12 protein-coding genes are annotated in these 15,769 nt (G+C 68.7%); 3 read left to right on the top strand and 9 right to left on the bottom strand.

All coding sequences use genetic code 11. The annotated features are described in order from the left end of the window. Nucleotides 1–33 precede the first annotated feature (33 nt). Genes SL003B_RS19300 through SL003B_RS19290 form a run of 3 tightly spaced genes read left to right on the top strand, consistent with a single transcriptional unit; the run spans nucleotide 34 to nucleotide 6,656 of the window. Nucleotides 34–3,357 carry a transglutaminase family protein gene (locus SL003B_RS19300; RefSeq protein WP_013654556.1) on the top strand — a complete coding sequence of 1,108 codons (3,324 nt, stop codon included), beginning with the start codon at nucleotides 34–36 and terminating at the stop codon, nucleotides 3,355–3,357. Nucleotides 3,358–3,361: 4 nt separating this feature from the next. After that, nucleotides 3,362–5,764 (top strand): circularly permuted type 2 ATP-grasp protein, encoded by a 2,403-nt coding sequence (locus SL003B_RS19295; protein ID WP_013654555.1) that lies wholly within the window; start codon nucleotides 3,362–3,364, stop codon nucleotides 5,762–5,764. Between the two features lie 10 nt (nucleotides 5,765–5,774). Continuing rightward, nucleotides 5,775–6,656, top strand: coding sequence for a transglutaminase family protein (locus tag SL003B_RS19290; protein ID WP_013654554.1), 882 nt, complete (start codon nucleotides 5,775–5,777; stop codon nucleotides 6,654–6,656). A 66-nt stretch (nucleotides 6,657–6,722) separates the two neighbouring features. On the opposite strand, the gene SL003B_RS19285 is transcribed toward SL003B_RS19290, so the two are convergent. The 9 genes from SL003B_RS19285 to SL003B_RS19245 form a co-directional block, all read right to left on the bottom strand. After that, nucleotides 6,723–7,409: a fumarylacetoacetate hydrolase family protein gene (locus SL003B_RS19285; RefSeq protein ID WP_013654553.1), complete on the bottom strand. Its 687-nt coding sequence runs from the start codon at nucleotides 7,407–7,409 to the stop codon at nucleotides 6,723–6,725. Nucleotides 7,410–7,816: 407 nt separating this feature from the next. Beyond that, nucleotides 7,817–8,146, bottom strand: a complete 330-nt coding sequence (locus SL003B_RS19280) for a DUF4387 domain-containing protein (RefSeq protein WP_206771943.1) — start codon at nucleotides 8,144–8,146, stop codon at nucleotides 7,817–7,819. Continuing rightward, nucleotides 8,143–9,522: an acyclic terpene utilization AtuA family protein gene (locus SL003B_RS19275; protein WP_013654550.1), complete on the bottom strand. Its 1,380-nt coding sequence runs from the start codon at nucleotides 9,520–9,522 to the stop codon at nucleotides 8,143–8,145. The genes SL003B_RS19280 and SL003B_RS19275 overlap by 4 nt, the downstream gene beginning before the upstream one ends. A 181-nt stretch (nucleotides 9,523–9,703) precedes the next feature. Beyond that, on the bottom strand, nucleotides 9,704–10,714 hold the full coding sequence (locus SL003B_RS19270) for a sigma-54 interaction domain-containing protein (protein ID WP_013654549.1): 1,011 nt from the start codon (nucleotides 10,712–10,714) through the stop codon (nucleotides 9,704–9,706). A gap of 36 nt (nucleotides 10,715–10,750) precedes the next feature. Beyond that, on the bottom strand, nucleotides 10,751–11,845 hold the full coding sequence (locus SL003B_RS19265; protein WP_013654548.1) for a C45 family autoproteolytic acyltransferase/hydrolase: 1,095 nt from the start codon (nucleotides 11,843–11,845) through the stop codon (nucleotides 10,751–10,753). Further along, a complete protein-coding gene (locus tag SL003B_RS19260; RefSeq protein ID WP_013654547.1) occupies nucleotides 11,826–12,845 on the bottom strand; it encodes an ABC transporter ATP-binding protein in 1,020 nt (339 codons plus the stop codon). Before SL003B_RS19260 ends, SL003B_RS19265 begins: the two co-directional genes overlap by 20 nt. Next, nucleotides 12,842–13,849, bottom strand: coding sequence for an ABC transporter ATP-binding protein (locus SL003B_RS19255; protein ID WP_013654546.1), 1,008 nt, complete (start codon nucleotides 13,847–13,849; stop codon nucleotides 12,842–12,844). The genes SL003B_RS19260 and SL003B_RS19255 overlap by 4 nt, the downstream gene beginning before the upstream one ends. Next, on the bottom strand, nucleotides 13,846–14,754 hold the full coding sequence (locus SL003B_RS19250) for an ABC transporter permease (RefSeq protein WP_013654545.1): 909 nt from the start codon (nucleotides 14,752–14,754) through the stop codon (nucleotides 13,846–13,848). Before SL003B_RS19250 ends, SL003B_RS19255 begins: the two co-directional genes overlap by 4 nt. Beyond that, nucleotides 14,751–15,758 carry an ABC transporter permease gene (locus tag SL003B_RS19245; RefSeq protein WP_013654544.1) on the bottom strand — a complete coding sequence of 336 codons (1,008 nt, stop codon included), beginning with the start codon at nucleotides 15,756–15,758 and terminating at the stop codon, nucleotides 14,751–14,753. The genes SL003B_RS19250 and SL003B_RS19245 overlap by 4 nt, the downstream gene beginning before the upstream one ends. Between the last annotated feature and the right edge of the window lie 11 nt (nucleotides 15,759–15,769).

Raw genomic sequence — 15,769 nt, 5'->3', positions numbered from 1 at the left:
TGGTCCCCGAGACCCCCCGGACGCTCCGCACCCATGACGATCCTCGCCAGCATCCATCACCTGACGCACTATCGCTACGACCGGCCCGTCACGCTCGGGCCTCAGGTGATCCGGCTGCGCCCGGCGCCGCACAGCCGCACGCGCGTCCTGTCCCATTCGCTGAAGGTGACGCCGTCCGGCCATTTCGTGAACCACCAACAGGACCCTTACGGAAACTGGCTGGCCCGCTTCGTCTTTCCCGAACCGGTGACCGAACTGAAGATCGAGGTCGACCTCGTCGCCGACATGCAGGTCTACAACCCGTTCGACTTCTTCGTGGAGGCCGAGGCGGAGCACTGGCCGTTCGACTACACCGCGGATCTCGTCGAAGACCTGTCGATCTATCGCCGCACCGAGCCGGCCGGACCGCGCTTCCAGGCGTTCCTCGACAGCCTCCCGCGCGAGCGCCGGCGCACCGTCGACCTCGTGGTCGATGTCAATGCCCGCGTGGCGCGCGCGATCGGCTATGTCATCCGCATGGAGCCCGGCGTCCAGACGCCGGAGGAAAGCTTCGAGAGGGGCACCGGTTCGTGCCGGGATTCCAGCTGGCTGCTGGTCCAGACCCTGCGCCATCTCGGCCTGGCCGCCCGCTTCGTCTCCGGCTATCTGATCCAGTTGAAGCCGGACATCGTCGCCCTCGACGGGCCCGCCGGCACGGATCACGACTTCACCGACCTGCACGCCTGGGCCGAGGTGTTCCTGCCCGGCGCCGGCTGGATCGGGCTCGACCCGACCTCGGGCCTGCTCGCGGGCGAAAGCCACATCCCGCTCGCCGCCACGCCGCACTACCGCAACGCCGCGCCGATTTCCGGCATGGCCAGCGCCGCCAATGTCGATTTCCGGTTCGACATGAAGGTGGCGCGCGTCGCCGAGCACCCACGCATCACCAAGCCCTTTTCCGACGAGGCCTGGGAGGCGCTCAACGCGCTCGGCCGCAAGGTCGACGAGGCGCTCGATGCCGGCGACGTGCGCCTGACCATGGGCGGCGAGCCGACCTTCGTCTCCATCGACGATTTCGAATCCGCGGAATGGAACACGGACGCCGTCGGACCGGCCAAGCGCGCGCTCGCCGACACGCTGATCCGGCGCCTGCGCAACCGCTTCGCCCCGGGCGGCTTCCTGCACTACGGCCAGGGCAAGTGGTATCCAGGCGAGAGCCTGCCGCGCTGGACCTTCTCGCTCTACTGGCGGCGCGACGGCAAGCCGATCTGGATCGATCCGTCGCTGATCGCCGAGGAGGGCGACGACACCGGCGCAGGACCGAAGGAGGCCGAGGCGTTGCTGCATGCCATCGCGGCCAACCTGGAGGTATCGTCGCACTGCGTCGTGCCGGCCTACGAGGATCCGGCCGAATGGATCCTCAAGGAGAGCGCCCTGCCCGACAACGTCACGCCGGAGAACTCGAAACTGAAGGATCCGGAGGAGCGCAGCCGCATCGCGCGGGTGTTCGGCCGCGGCCTCGACACGCCGGCCGGCTACGTGCTGCCGATCCAGCGCTGGCAGGCGCAGGCCGACGGCGCGCGCTGGCGCTCGGAGCGCTGGCCGACGCGACGCGGCCACCTGTTCCTCATCCCCGGCGACAGCCCGGTCGGCTTCCGCCTGCCGCTGGAGTCACTGCCGCACATCCCGCCGGCGGCCTATCCCTACACCAACACCGCCGATCCGACGGTGCCGCGCGGGCCGCTGCCCGATTTCGAGCAGACCGAATTCGGCGCCCGCAGCCAGCACGTCGCCCGCTTCACCGCTGCGGAGGCCGTGCAGGAACGCCAGGAGCAGGACCTCGGCGAAGACGGCGGCGCGGTGCGCACGGCGATGTCGGTGGAGCCGCGCGACGGCCGCCTGTGCGTGTTCATGCCGCCGGTGGAGCGCATCGAGGACTATCTGGAGCTGATCGCGGCGGCCGAAGCGGCGGCCCGCGCCATGGACCTGCCGATCCACATCGAGGGCTACGCACCGCCGCCGGATCCGCGCATGAACGTCATCCGCGTCGCTCCGGATCCTGGTGTCATCGAGGTCAACATCCATCCGGCCGCAAGCTGGGAGGAGTGCGTCGCCACAACGGAAGCGATCTACGAGGAGGCGCGCCTGTCGCGCCTGGGCGCCGACAAGTTCATGATCGACGGCCGCCACACCGGCACCGGCGGCGGCAACCACGTGGTGGTCGGCGGCGCGACGCCGCTGGACAGCCCGTTCCTGCGTCGCCCGGACCTGCTGCGCAGCCTGATCCTGCACTGGCAGCGCCACCCGAGCCTGTCCTATCTCTTCTCCGGCCTGTTCATCGGTCCGACCAGCCAGGCGCCGCGCATCGACGAGGCGCGCCACGACAGCCTGTACGAACTGGAGATCGCGCTCGCCCAGATCCCCCATCCGGGTCAGGGCGACGCGCCGTTCCCGTGGCTGGTCGACCGGCTGCTGCGCAACCTGCTGACCGACGTCACCGGCAACACCCACCGGGCCGAAATCTGCATCGACAAGCTCTACTCGCCAGACGGGCCGACCGGTCGCCTCGGCCTGGTCGAGTTTCGCGGCTTCGAGATGCCGCCGCATCCGCGCATGAGCCTCGCCCAGCAGGTGCTGATCCGTGCCCTGATCGCCCGCCTGTGGCAACAGCCGCTGCCCGGCAACCTGACCCGCTGGGGCACCGTCCTGCACGACCGCTTCATGCTGCCGCATTTCGTCTGGGAGGATTTCCTCGACGTGCTGCGCGACCTCGCACAGCATGGCTTCGACCTCAGGCCCGACTGGTTCGAGGCCCAGGCCGAGTTCCGGTTTCCCTTCTGCGGCGAGATCGAGGTCGACGGCGTGCATCTGGACCTGCGTCAGGCGCTGGAGCCCTGGCACGTGCTCGGCGAGACCGGCGCCATCGGCGGCACGGTGCGCTACACCGACAGTTCGACCGAACGGCTGCAGGTCAAGCTCACCACCACCGATCCGGACCGCTACGTCGTCACCTGCAATCGCCGCCGGGTGCCGCTGCAGAAGACCCGCACCGGCGGTGTCTCCGTCGGCGCGGTGCGCTACAAGGCCTGGCAGCCGGCGATGGCCCTGCACCCGGTCATTCCCGTGCACACGCCGCTCACCCTCGACATCTTCGACACCTGGACCGGACGGGCGCTCGGGGGCTGCGTCTATCACGTCGCCCACCCGGGCGGACGCAGCTACGACACCTTCCCGGTCAACGGCTACGAGGCGGAGGCGCGACGGCTTGCCCGTTTCGAGCCGCACGGGCACACTCCCGGTCTCTACGAGCCGGCCATGGAGCTCCCGCATGCGGAATTCCCGATGACGCTGGACCTCAGGAGGCCGGCAGGACTGTGACCGCATGAATATCGACAAGGCGCCCCGCAAAGACCCGACGGTGGACGTTTTGGCCGGCTATCGTCCCCCGAGCGGCGTCGCCGACGAACTGCTCGACGCCTCCGGAGCGGTGCGTCCGGTTTGGGCCGGCTTCATCCGCCAGTTCGCGGGCCTTGCGCCGGACGAGCTCGCCCGCCGATTCTCCCGCGGCGACCAGTATCTGCGCGACGCCGGGGTTTTCTTCCGCCAATATGGCGAGGACGCCACCGGCGAGCGCGACTGGCCGCTGAGCCATGTGCCCGTGCTGATCGACGAGCGCGAATGGCGCGCCATCGCCGCCGGCCTCGTCCAGCGCGCCGACCTGCTGGAGGATGTCGTCGCCGACCTCTACGGCGCCAACCGGCTGGTCGCCCAGGGCCACCTGCCCGCCGGGCTGATCGCCAAGAGCCCTGAATGGCTGCGTCCTCTGGTCGGTGTGACGCCCCGCTCCGGCCGCTTCCTGCATTTCCTCGCCTTCGAGATCGGTCGCGGGCCGGACGGCACGTGGTGGGTGCTTGGCGACCGCACCCAGGCTCCCTCCGGGGCCGGCTTCGCGCTGGAGAACCGTGTCGCCACCAGCCGGGTCTTCTCCGACATCTTCGCCAAGGCCAACGTGCACCGGCTCGCGGGCTTCTTCCGCAGTTTCCGGGATGCCCTGCTCGCGTTGCGCGGGCCGAGCGACAGCCGCGTCGGCATCCTGACCCCGGGCCCGCTCAACGACACCTATTTCGAGCACGCCTACATCGCCCGCTACCTCGGCTTCATGCTGCTGGAGGGTGAGGACCTGACGGTGGACAACGGCGAGCTGATGGTGCGCACGGTGTCGGGCCTGCGTCCGATCAGTGTGCTGTGGCGGCGCATCGATGCCGACTGGACCGACCCGCTGGAACTGAGGGAGGGCTCGCAACTCGGTACGCCCGGTCTTGTCGAGGCAGTTCGTCAGGGCAGCGTGACGCTGGTCAATGCGCTCGGCGCCGGCGTGCTGGAGACGCGCGCCCTGCTCGCCTTCCTGCCGCGCATCTGCGAGGCGCTGCGCGGCGAGCCGCTGCTCCTGCCCAACATCGCCACGTGGTGGTGCGGCGATCCCGCCGCACGGGCCTTCGTCGCGGCCCATGCCGAGCGCATGATGATCGGCAACGCGCTGGCGACCAGCCTGCCCTTTGACCCGCACGACACGGAAGCGGTCGGCGGCACCTTCCGCAAGGCCTCGCCGGCCTCGCTCGCCGCCTGGCTCGAGCAGAGCGCCGGCGATCTGGTCGGCCAGGAAGTGGTGACGCTGTCGACCACGCCCGCCTATGTCGACGGCAGCCTGCGCCCGCGGCCGATGAGCCTGCGCGTGTTCCTGACCCGCACCGCCGAGGGCTGGCAGGTGATGCCGGGCGGCTTCGCCCGTATCGGCCGATCCAAGGACCCGGCGGCGATCGCCATGCAGGCGGGCGGCTCGGCGGCCGACGTGTGGATCATCGGCGAGCGGCCGGTCGACACGCCGAGCATGCTGCCGCCCGAACGCGAGCCCTACCTGCGCAGCCAGCCCGGCGTGCTGCCGAGCCGGGCGGCGGACAACCTCTACTGGCTCGGCCGCTACGTCGAGCGCGCCGAGGGTCATTTCCGCCTGTTGCGCGCCTATCACGCCCGCCTCGCCGAGACCGCCGATGCGGACGCGCCGCTGCCCCGCCACATCTGCGAGCACCTGACCGCGATCGGCGTCGACCCGTCGGAGGGCATCCCGGCCGGCCTTTCGGCGATGCTCGACAGCGCCGTCGCCAGCGCCGGCAAGGTGCGCGACCGCTTCTCCGTCGATGGCTGGATGGCGCTGACCGACCTGGCCAAGACCGCGCGCGAGATGAAGCGGACGGTGGCGCCTGGCGACGACGCGGCGCGCGCCATGGGCGTGCTGCTGCGCAAGATCACCGGCTTCTCAGGCCTGGTGCACGAAAACATGTACCGCTTCACCGGCTGGCGCTTCCTCGGCATCGGGCGCTCGCTCGAGCGCGCGCTTGCGATGGCCCATCTGCTTGCACGCTTCGCTGATCCGGAGGCGCCGGACGGCGCCCTCGACCTCGCCGTCGAGGTCGGCGACAGCGTCATGAGCCTGCGCCGGCGCTACGCCGTGGCGACCAACCGCGCAACGGTGGTCGACCTGCTGGCCCTCGACGCGCTCAACCCGCGCGCGATCCTCTATCAGCTGACCGAGATGCAGACCCACATCGGCGTGCTGCCCGGCGGCGCCCGGCACGGCCAGATGACGCCGCTGGCGCGCGCCATGCTGCAGACCCACACCAATCTCGCCGTAGCAACGCCCGAGAGCCTCGACACCGACGCGTTCGGCGACCTCGCCCGACGCATCGCCGCACTGTCGGACGGCATCACCGAAACCTACGTGATATAGGGGTGCAAGGGTGCTCTACGACGTCGGCCTGACCATCGAATACACCTACGCCCGCTCGGCGGCGGCCGGCCGCCACGCCCTGCGCCTGATGCCGGCGAGCCTGCCGGGCGAGCAGCGCGTGATCGCCGCCAGCATAGGCATCGACCCGAAGCCGGACGAACTCGTCGAGCGGCGTGATTTCTTCGGCAACGCGGTGACCACGATCAGCTACAGGGCGCCGCACACGGAGATCATCTTCGCCCTGCAGGCGCGCATGGAGCGGACCGGGGCCGAGCCGGCGCTCGACATCTCGCCGCGGCTCGACCAGCTCGCCGCCGAGATCGAGGCAGTGCGCACGCTGGAGCCGACCGCGCCGGTGCATTTCCTCGGCGCCTCGCCGCGCATCACGCCGGCGCCGGCGTTCCACGCCTATGCCATGGCGACCGCGAAGCCGGGCATGACGGCGCTCGCCGCCATCGAGGCGGTCGGCCGCGCGCTGCACGGCGACATGCGATTCGACGCCGAGGCGACCACGGTCGACACGCCGCCGCTCGAGGCCTTCGAGAACCGCCACGGCGTCTGCCAGGACTTCACCCATGTGATGATCTCCTGCCTGCGCGCGCTCGGCATTCCCGCCGGCTACGTCAGCGGCTTCCTGCGCACGATCCCGCCGCCCGGCGAGGCACGCCTGGAGGGCGCCGATGCCATGCACGCCTGGGTGCGTGCCTGGGCCGGCGTTGACGTCGGCTGGGTCGAATACGACCCGACCAACGCCCTGTGGGCGGCGGCCGATCATATCGTCGTCGCCCGCGGCCGCGATTACGCCGACGTCGCGCCGGTCAAGGGCGTGCTGCGCACCGCCGGCGGTCAGACGAGCGAACAGCGCGTCGACGTCGTGCCTCTGGAACGCTGAGACAGCCGCAGCGGACGGGCGGCCAATCAGGCGAGCCGGTTCAGGCGATCCGGCCACGCGCGCCGGTCAGACGACCCTGCAGGTCAGCTCGCCGACGCCAGCGACATGGCCCGTCAGCAGGTCGCCCCGCGATACAGGACCGACGCCCGCCGGGGTGCCGGTCATGATCAGGTCGCCGGCCTTCAGCTCGAACAGCTCCGACAGGTAGGAGATCATTTCCGGTACCTTCCAGATCAGCTGGTTGAGGTCGCCTTCCTGGCGCCGGCTGCCGTTGACGTCGAGCCAGATCGCGCCGGCTTCCGGGTGGCCGATTTCGGCCGCCGGCACCAGGTCGGAACAGGGGGCGGACTTCTCGAACGCCTTGCCGATCTCCCACGGCCGGCCCATCTTCTTGCAGCCGTCCTGAAGGTCGCGCCGGGTCATGTCGAGGCCGACGCCATAACCGAAGACGCAGTCCATCGCCTTGTCGAGGGGGATGTCGGTGCCGCCCTTCGACAGCGCGACAACCAGTTCGATCTCGTGGTGGACGTCGTTGGAGCTGGACGGATAGGGGAAGTCGGCGCCGCAGATGACGAGGTTGTCCGGGTTCTTCTGGAAGAAGAACGGCGGCTCGCGGTCCGGGTCGCCACCCATTTCGATCGCATGGGCGGCATAGTTGCGCCCGACGCAATAGATGCGATGGACGGGAAACACCGCTTTCGATCCCCGGATGGGCAGGTAGGCCGGTGCGGCCGGCGGAATGACATAGTCCACGGATAGTCTCCTTGGTTTGGGGCGGTCTTGGCTGGATGTGTTGTCCTGGGGTGGCGGTCAGTGGCGCGAGGGGCATAGTAGTCGACCTTGCGCTCGAGCCAGGCAAGCCCTTCGTTGACCTGGCGGCCGCAATCCGGACGCCGCCCATCGCGCCATGCGCGAGCACCTGGTCAGCGTCCAGCGCAACCTGCCGGTCTTGCCGTCAGGCGGCGGAGTAGCGCCAGACGGCAAGAACCGGCCCTCGCGATCACGAACCAACCCAAGGAACGGCTTGCCTCTTGTCCCTGCGGAAAAGAAAAACGGACTGCTCCGGGATCGGAGCAGTCCGCAAGGCAAGCGACCTCGCCGGCCAGCGGCAAGGACGCAGTCCGGACCGGCTCTGCCGGCCGGCCGGAACCGGAGGTGCCTCAGGCCTCTATCGGCACCTCCACGTCGAGCAGCGGCGCGTACTGCTGAGCGCCGAAGATATCCGGATCGCCCGGGCTGCCGCTCGGGCGATCCCGCAGAATGGTGAACTTGATCGCGTTGGCCGGATCGTACTCGACGAAATCGGTGATCCGATTGCCGGAGATCTTGAACAGGTCTGCCATCGTCTCGCGGGTGAGCGCCCTTGAGCGCTTGACCATCTCGTAGGTATCGCGCTCGCGGAAGATCACGTCGAAGGTGATCTTGTCGGTGCCGGCATTTTTCGACCGGATGGTCTTGGCAAGGTCGGAAAGCTTCTTCGTGGCCATCATGCGTTCTCCAGGACCTGGACGCCGACGATTTCGGAATGCGTCGGGAATAGCTCGAGCGGGTCGTCGACCGCCATAGTGTGGTTGAGGGTCCAACGGTAGCCGGGGCTTGCCGGCATGACCTCGTCGAAGACGAAGGAGACACCGCCAGCGGTGCCCTTGACGTCCGGCAGGCGGGCGTAGAACAGTTGGCGGGTGCCGGTCATGGTCAGTTCCTCGGCCATCTCGCGGGTCGGCGCTACGCCCTGGACGACGATCAGCAGTTCGTGCGCCGGCTTGTCCTTGAGCGGCTCCATGTCGCCCATGATGCCGTTGCGGCCGAAGACGTTGTAGTGCAGCTCATAGCCGCTATCTCCGAAGCGCTCGCGCACCTGGGTGCGCGCCCATTCGATCACCTCGTCGACATGGGCGACGGTGTAAGGGTCGCGGATGCCGGCCATGCCGACAAAGCGCTCGCCGAGCTTGCCGGAGCCTTCCAGCTTGACGCGGAATTCCTCCGCCGGAACGAACGTCATGCCGGTCACACGGGTGGTCTTCTCGGCCACCTGCTCGTAGTGGCAGTTGGTCATGTCGAGTAGGCCGCCGGCGACATATTCGTGGAACGGGTTGGAGCGTTCGTACATGGCGTGGCCGGCGACCGAGGCGATGGTGCAGCGCTGCGCCGGGTTCATCGCCGTGACCTCCACCCAATCCCGGGTGATCGTGCCCATCACCGTTTCCTTGGCGCCATAGGGTTCGGCGCAGAAGGAGGCGCATTCGAGCACCTTGCCGAGATAGTAGGATTCGGCTTCCGGATAGCCTTTCGACAGGGCGGCGGCGGCGAAGATGGCGCTGTCGGAGGAACGGCCGCCGATGATCACGTCACAGCCGTCCTCGAGCAGCTTCATGAAGGGGTGTACCCCGGCCATGGCGACGATGCGGCTTGTCGCGTCGAGTTCGGCCTCGTCCAGGTCGGGGCGGGCATCGAGACCGCGGATCGGCGAGCCCGAGCGCATCTTGGCGCGCACCTTTTCCTTGTCGACCTCGGAGTAGAACCAGCCAAGCTTGAACGGCGCCAGGTCGTGCTTCTTGGCCAGCTCGCGGATGATTTCGACATACATGTCGACACGGCTGTTGGTACCGGTGTCGCCGGCAGAGCCAATGATCATCGGCTTGCCGGTCTCCCGCGCTGCGAGCAGCATCACTTCGAGGTCGTGCTCTTGCCAGGCGCGCGGGCTGGCGCAGGTGTCGTTGCCGAGCGGCACCGGACCGATGTCGTCGCTACCCGAGTCTGCCGCGATGAAGTCTGGGTTTGCGGCGACGCCGAGGCGGAAGCTGTCCACCTTCAACGGCGCGAAGCCGAGATGGCCGTTCGGACAGATGATCTTGAGCGAGTCCATGAATTCCTCTCCTGGAACCGGGCGCGACCCTTGAAAGGCCGGTTGTCCGGCTTCAATGCATTCGCCATGCCAGAACGGAGAGGCGTGCCGAGTGATTGAGAATGAAAGGAAAAATGGCGCATGACTACGCTCTTCCGAAGCTCTGCGTGAATTGCGCGCGACCTTGCGCGCATCCCGCGCGTCAGCTTCCCTGGAGGCCGAGCTTCATCATCTGGTGGCGCAGCGCATGGCGGCTGAGCCCGAGTGCGGTCGCCGCCTGGGCGACGTTGCCGTCGGCCCTGGCCAGCGCCCGGACGACCAGGCGGCGCTGGAACGCGACTGTCGCCTGATGGAAGTCGCCACACTCGGCCTCCTCGGCACTGGGAAGCACCGGCTGGGCCGTGCCGGGCGGCGGCGCCACCCTCGCCGTGCCCGCGCGCACCGTGCGCAGGATGCGATCCGGGATGTGGCGCGCCACGATCCGGTTCTCGTCCTCGAGTATGAAGATGCGCTCAAGCAGATTTTCCAGCTCGCGCACATTGCCGGGCCAGGGGTAGCGACGGAAGATGTTCTCCACCTCCTCGCTGAGGCCGGTGATCGAGCGGTCGTAGCGGGCATTCAGCTTGCGCATGAAATGCTCGGTGAGGATCAGCACGTCCTCGCCGCGTTCGCGCAGGGGCGGAATGTTGATCGAGATAACCTGAAGCCGGTAGTAGAGGTCCTCGCGGAACCGGCCGGCGGAGACCTCGGACAGCAGGATCTTGTTGGTGGCGGCGATGAAGCGCACGTCGACCTCGATCGGATGCACTGCGCCGACCCGGCGGAAGCGCTGGGTGTCGAGCAGGCTCAAGAGCTTGGCCTGCAGCATCAGATCCATCTCGCGGATCTCGTCGAGGAAGATGGTGCCGCGGTTGGCTGCCTCGACCAGGCCGGCCTTCTTGGTCGTCGCCCCGGTGAAGGCGCCGCGTTCGTGGCCGAACAGTTCCGATTCCAGCAGGCTGGAGGGGATGGCGGCGCAGTTGACGTCGACGAATTCGTTGCGGGCGCGCGTCGACTGCTCGTGCAGCATGCGCGCCACCAGCCCCTTACCTGTGCCGGTCTCGCCGTAGATCAGCACGGTGCGCGTCGGACTGGCGGCGACGCGCCCGATCAGCCGCCGCACGTCCTGGATGCTCGGATGGTCGCCGATCAGTTCGCCCTGATAATAGGCCATGCGCTCCCTCGCCACAGTCCCGGCCGGCGCTTGGGATCAGGGCACGAGATCGTACCGCCTCCAGACGCCCCCGCAGGGATTTCCTTCGGCAAAATAGAGGCTTCGGGCCGCGCAGGCAAAGACCGAGGAGGAGATGGTCGAGGCGTCGCCCACGCCCGGGTGCTGGCATAGCGAACCATCCCCGCCGTCCGGGGCATGACTGGCCATCAGGCGGGCCGCTTCCGCCGCGGACCAGACACGGCCGGGCAGGCGGACGGACAGCACGGCGAAGCGTGCGAGCGAATTGCCCGAGATGCGGTCGCCGTCATCCTTCAGCGTCGCGCCGGCAAGCGCGTCGGAAACGAAATGGTTGGTCCGGAAGCGTGTCCCGCCGGTGTCGACGACGACCCGGCTATGGCCGAGTTCCACCGCGGCGGTCGCGCCCGAGGCGTCCGCAAGCACGAGGGTGCCGCCGCCGGCATGGCGGCTGCCGCGGATCAGGGCGATCGCCTCGTCGACGCTGCGGCAGTCGGCCAGGATCCGGGTCATCAGGAAGTAGCGCAGCCAGCCCGGGCCGTGGTCGCCGGTGCCGACCTGGGTGTCGACGAGGGCAAGCCCCTGCGCGTTCATGCCACTGGAATAGGCGCCCGGGCTGCCGAGGCTGCCGACGCACAGCACCGGGCCGGCGCGCCAGGCCGGGTCGTCGTGACGGAACACCCGCTGCACGCCGAGATGGGTGCCGAGGAAGTCGCGGTTCTTGACCACCAGCGGCCCGTCCGGTCCGTCGCCGACCGCCCAGGCGCTGCAGCCATCGCCGGCTGCCTCGCGGCAGGACTTCAGGTCGCGCAGGATGCCGAGGTGGAGATGGGTAAACAGGATCTCCTCGGCGATGCCGAAACCCTCGGCGATGCCGGCGACCTCGGCAAGCGCATCGGGATCCACTTCTGCCGTGCAGGCGCGCTGGCGCTCGACGAACGCCAAGCCGTCGGCGTCGATCAGGCCGTCGCGCCGGGCCGCCTCGACGCGGGCTTCGGTCGCCCTGCGCACGGCTTCGGCGGGCGCCCCGCCGAGGAGGGCCTGACCGAGGCCGCGCTGTCGGGCATCGCCCGACAGGCGGATAGGCGCGGCGGGCTCAGGACGCCAGACGGACATCGTCGGTCACCAGATGGCAGGAGACGGTGTGGCCGTCGCCGACGGTGCGCGTCTCGGGTGCGGCGGTGCGGCAGACGTCGGTCGCCAGCGGGCAGCGGGTGTGGAACTTGCAGCCCGGCGGCGGGTTCAGCGGCGACGGCAGGTCGCCCTTGAGCCGGACGTGTGTACGCGGTCCCGGCTTGTCGACCTGCGGCACCGCCGACAGGAGGCTCTGGGTGTAAGGGTGGCGCGGGCGTTCGAGTACCGCCTCGACCGGCCCCATCTCTACGATCTCGCCGAGATACATCACCGCGACGCGGTCGCTGACGTAGCCGATCACCGAGATGTCGTGCGAGATGAACAGGTAGGTCAAGCCCATTTCCCGCTTGAGGTCGGCAAGCAACTGGATGATCTGGGCCTGGATCGACACGTCCAGCGCCGAAACCGGCTCGTCGCAGACGATGAAGTCCGGGTTGAGAATCAGCGCCCTGGCGATGCCGATGCGCTGGCGCTGGCCGCCGGAGAACTGATGCGGATAGCGGTCGAGATGGGTGGTCTTGAGGCCGACGTTCTCGATGATCGCCGCGACCCGGTCTCGCAGTTCGCGCCGGTCGCGCGTGAGGCCGTGCAGCTTGAGCGACAGGCCGACGATCTCCGCCACCGTGCGGCGCGGGTTGAGCGAGGCATAGGGGTCCTGGAACACGATCTGCATGCGCTGACGCATGGCCTTGAGATCGGCGTGGCCGAGGCCGGTGACGTCGGTGCCGTCGAATGTCACGCGCCCGGCAGTCGGCTCGTGCAGGCGCAGCACGGCGCGGCCGAGCGTCGACTTGCCGCAGCCGCTCTCGCCGATCAGGCCGAGCGTTTCGCCGCGTCGCACGGTGAAGCTGACGTCGTTGAGCGCCTGGACCAGAACGCCGGGGCGCCCGGTCAGCCGGCCGACGAGGCCGCGGCGGGTGTCGTAGTGCTTGACGAGGCTGTCAACCCGAACCAGCGGATCGGCGGGGCTCTGGCGGCTCATTGCATCTCCTCCCCGACGCGGATGCAGCGCGCCTGCCGGGCCGGGCCGGCGGCTCGCATGGCGACGACCTGCCGGCAGGTGTCCAGGCGCTGCGGGCAGCGGGAATAGAACCGGCACTGCGGCGGCAGATCGATCAGTTCCGGCACCTGGCCCTCGATCGGCTGGATGCGCTGGCCGCGCATGGACAGGCGCGGGATCGAGCGCAGCAGGCCCTGGGTATAGGGATGGCGCGGGTCGGTGATCACCTGGACCGTCGGGCCCGTTTCCACCACCTGGCCGGCATACATGACCATCACGCGGTCGCAGTGCTCGGCGACCACCCCGAGATCATGCGTGATCAGCACCACGCTCATGCCGAGTTCGCGCCGGATGTCGGCGATCAGTTCCAGCACCTGCGCCTGGATGGTGACGTCGAGCGCGGTCGTCGGCTCGTCGGCGATCAGCAGCTTCGGCCGGCAGGCGAGCGCGATGGCGATCATTATGCGCTGGCGCATGCCGCCGGAGAACTCGTGCGGATAGTTGCCGAGTCGGCTTTCCGGAGACGGAATGCCGACCAGGCGCATCATCTCGATCGACCTGTCGCGCACCGCCCTGCGCCGGGCGAAGCGACCGGCAGGCAGGTCCGGCGCATGGGCATGGAGCACTTCGGCGATCTGCTCGCCGACGGTCAGCGCCGGATTGAGGGCGGTCAGCGCATCCTGCATGGTCATGGCGATGTCGCGGCCGCGCAGCTGGCGCATCTCCGGGACGCTGAGCCGTGTCAGGTCGCGGCCGGCGAAGCGGATCGAGCCCGCCTCGATGAAGCCCGGGCTGCGCACCAGGCCCATCACCGAGGCGAAGGTCACGCTCTTGCCGGAGCCGGATTCGCCGACCACGCCGAGGCATTCGCCCGGCCGGACCTCGAGGTCGACGCCGTCAACCGCGCGGACGGTGCCGTTTCTCGTCGGGAAGGCGGTCCTCAGGCCCTGCACTTCCAGAAGGGGGGTCAGGTTCGCCTGGCTCATTCGTGGAACCTCGGGTCGAAGGCGTCGCGCAGGCCCTGGCTGGCGACGTTGATGGCCAGCACCAGAACGAGGATCGCCAGGCCGGGGAAGGTGCTGACCCACCAGGCTTCCAGGATGAAGGCACGGCCGTCCGACACCATCGAGCCCCAGGAAGCGGTCGGCGGCTGCACGCCGAGGCCGAGGAACGACAGGCTCGCCTCCAGGATGATCACGTGTGCCATGCGGATGGTGGAGACGACGATCACCGGCGACAGGATGTTAGGCATGATCTCGCGCAGCATGATGTGCCCGCGCGAGGCGCCGAGCGCCCGGGCGGCCTCGACATATTCGACCTCGCGCGCCGCGAGCGTCTCGCCGCGCACCACCCGGCAGGGGATCACCCACTCCTTGTAGGCGAGCGCCAGGATGATGTTCTGCAGGCCCGGCCCCATCATCGCCATCAGGCCGATGGCGAAGATCAGGTAGGGAAAGCCGAGCAGGATGTCGACGAGGCGGGAGATCGCGATGTCGACCCAGCCACGCAGGTAACCGGCGGCAAGGCCAGCGATCAGCCCGATCGAGGTGGCGACCAGAATGACCGCCGTGCCGATGAAGATCGAGATGCGTGCGCCATAGATGATGCGCGAGAGGATGTCGCGGCCGAGGCCGTCGCAGCCGAGCGGATAGGCCCATTCGCCGCCCTCCATCCACACCGGCGGCTGCAGACGGCGGAACAGGTCCGTCTCGTTCGGATCCTGCGGCGCGATCAGCGGCGCGAACACCGCCATGACGACGAACACCAGGACCAGCACGGCGGCCACGACCGCCAACCGGTTGCGGGCGAAATTGTGCAGGTTGCGCAGGAACGGAGAATCCTGGCCGTTGCGCTCCGCCGCCGGGAGGGCGTCATCGGTGACAGCGCTCATAGCTTCACCCTCGGATTGAGCAGCGTGTAGAGAAGGTCGGCGACGAAGTTCAGCAGCACGTAGGTGACCGCGTAGAACAGCACCGCTGCCTGCACGAGCGGGTAGTTGCGCACGAAGATGCTTTCCACCACGAGCCGGCCGAGGCCTGGCCAGCCGAACACGGTCTCGACGATCATGTTGCCGCCGAGCAGCGAGCCCGTCTCGATGGCGGCGACCGACACGGTCGGGATCAGGGCGTTCTTGAGCGCGTGGCGGAACAGGATCCGCTTGCGGCTGAGGCCCTTGGCCTCGGCGAAGGTGACGTAGTCCTGGCGCATGACCTCCAGCATCGAGGTGCGGGTGACACGCATGAGGATCGCGGTCATCGGCAGGCCGAGCGTCAGCGCGGGCAGGATGATGTGGGACAGGGCGTCGAGGAAGGCGTCCGGCCGGCCGTGCAGCAGCGTGTCGATCAAGAGGAAATGGGTGATCGGACTGACTTCGCTGGTGAAGCCGATGCGGCCGGACACCGGCAGGATCTGCAGGTGCACCGCGAACAGCATCAGGAGCAGGATGCCGAACCAGAAGCCGGGCAGCGACACGCCGAGCAGGGAGCCGACGGTCGCCAGCCGGTCGAAGATCGTGTTCTTCTTCACCGCAGCGAGCACGCCGAGGGGAATGGCCGTCACCAGCGCAAGCAGCAGGGCGACAAGGCTGAGCTCGATCGTCGCCGGCAAGCGCTCGGCGATGACGTCGATGACCGGCCGGCGGTGGTAGAAGCTGAGGCCGAAGTTGCCGGTCGCGGCGTTGCCGAGGAACGTCGCGAACCGCTGGATAAGAGGCTGGTCGAGACCGAGGTCGCGGCGCAGGATCTGCTCCTCCGCCTCGGAGATCTGCTGGTCGCCGATCATGATGTCCACCGGGTCGCCCGGCGTCAGCGCCATCATCAGAAAGACGATCACGCTGACGCCGAGCAGCACCGGCACGAGCTGGAACAGGCGTTCGAGGAACTTGCCGATGGGCATGGGTCGCGTCC

Source organism: Polymorphum gilvum SL003B-26A1 (assembly GCF_000192745.1).
GTDB classification, from domain to species: Bacteria; Pseudomonadota; Alphaproteobacteria; order Rhizobiales; family Stappiaceae; genus Polymorphum; species Polymorphum gilvum.
Note: the sequence above shows the minus strand (reverse complement) of the source record. Positions and strands in the feature narration are given on the sequence as shown.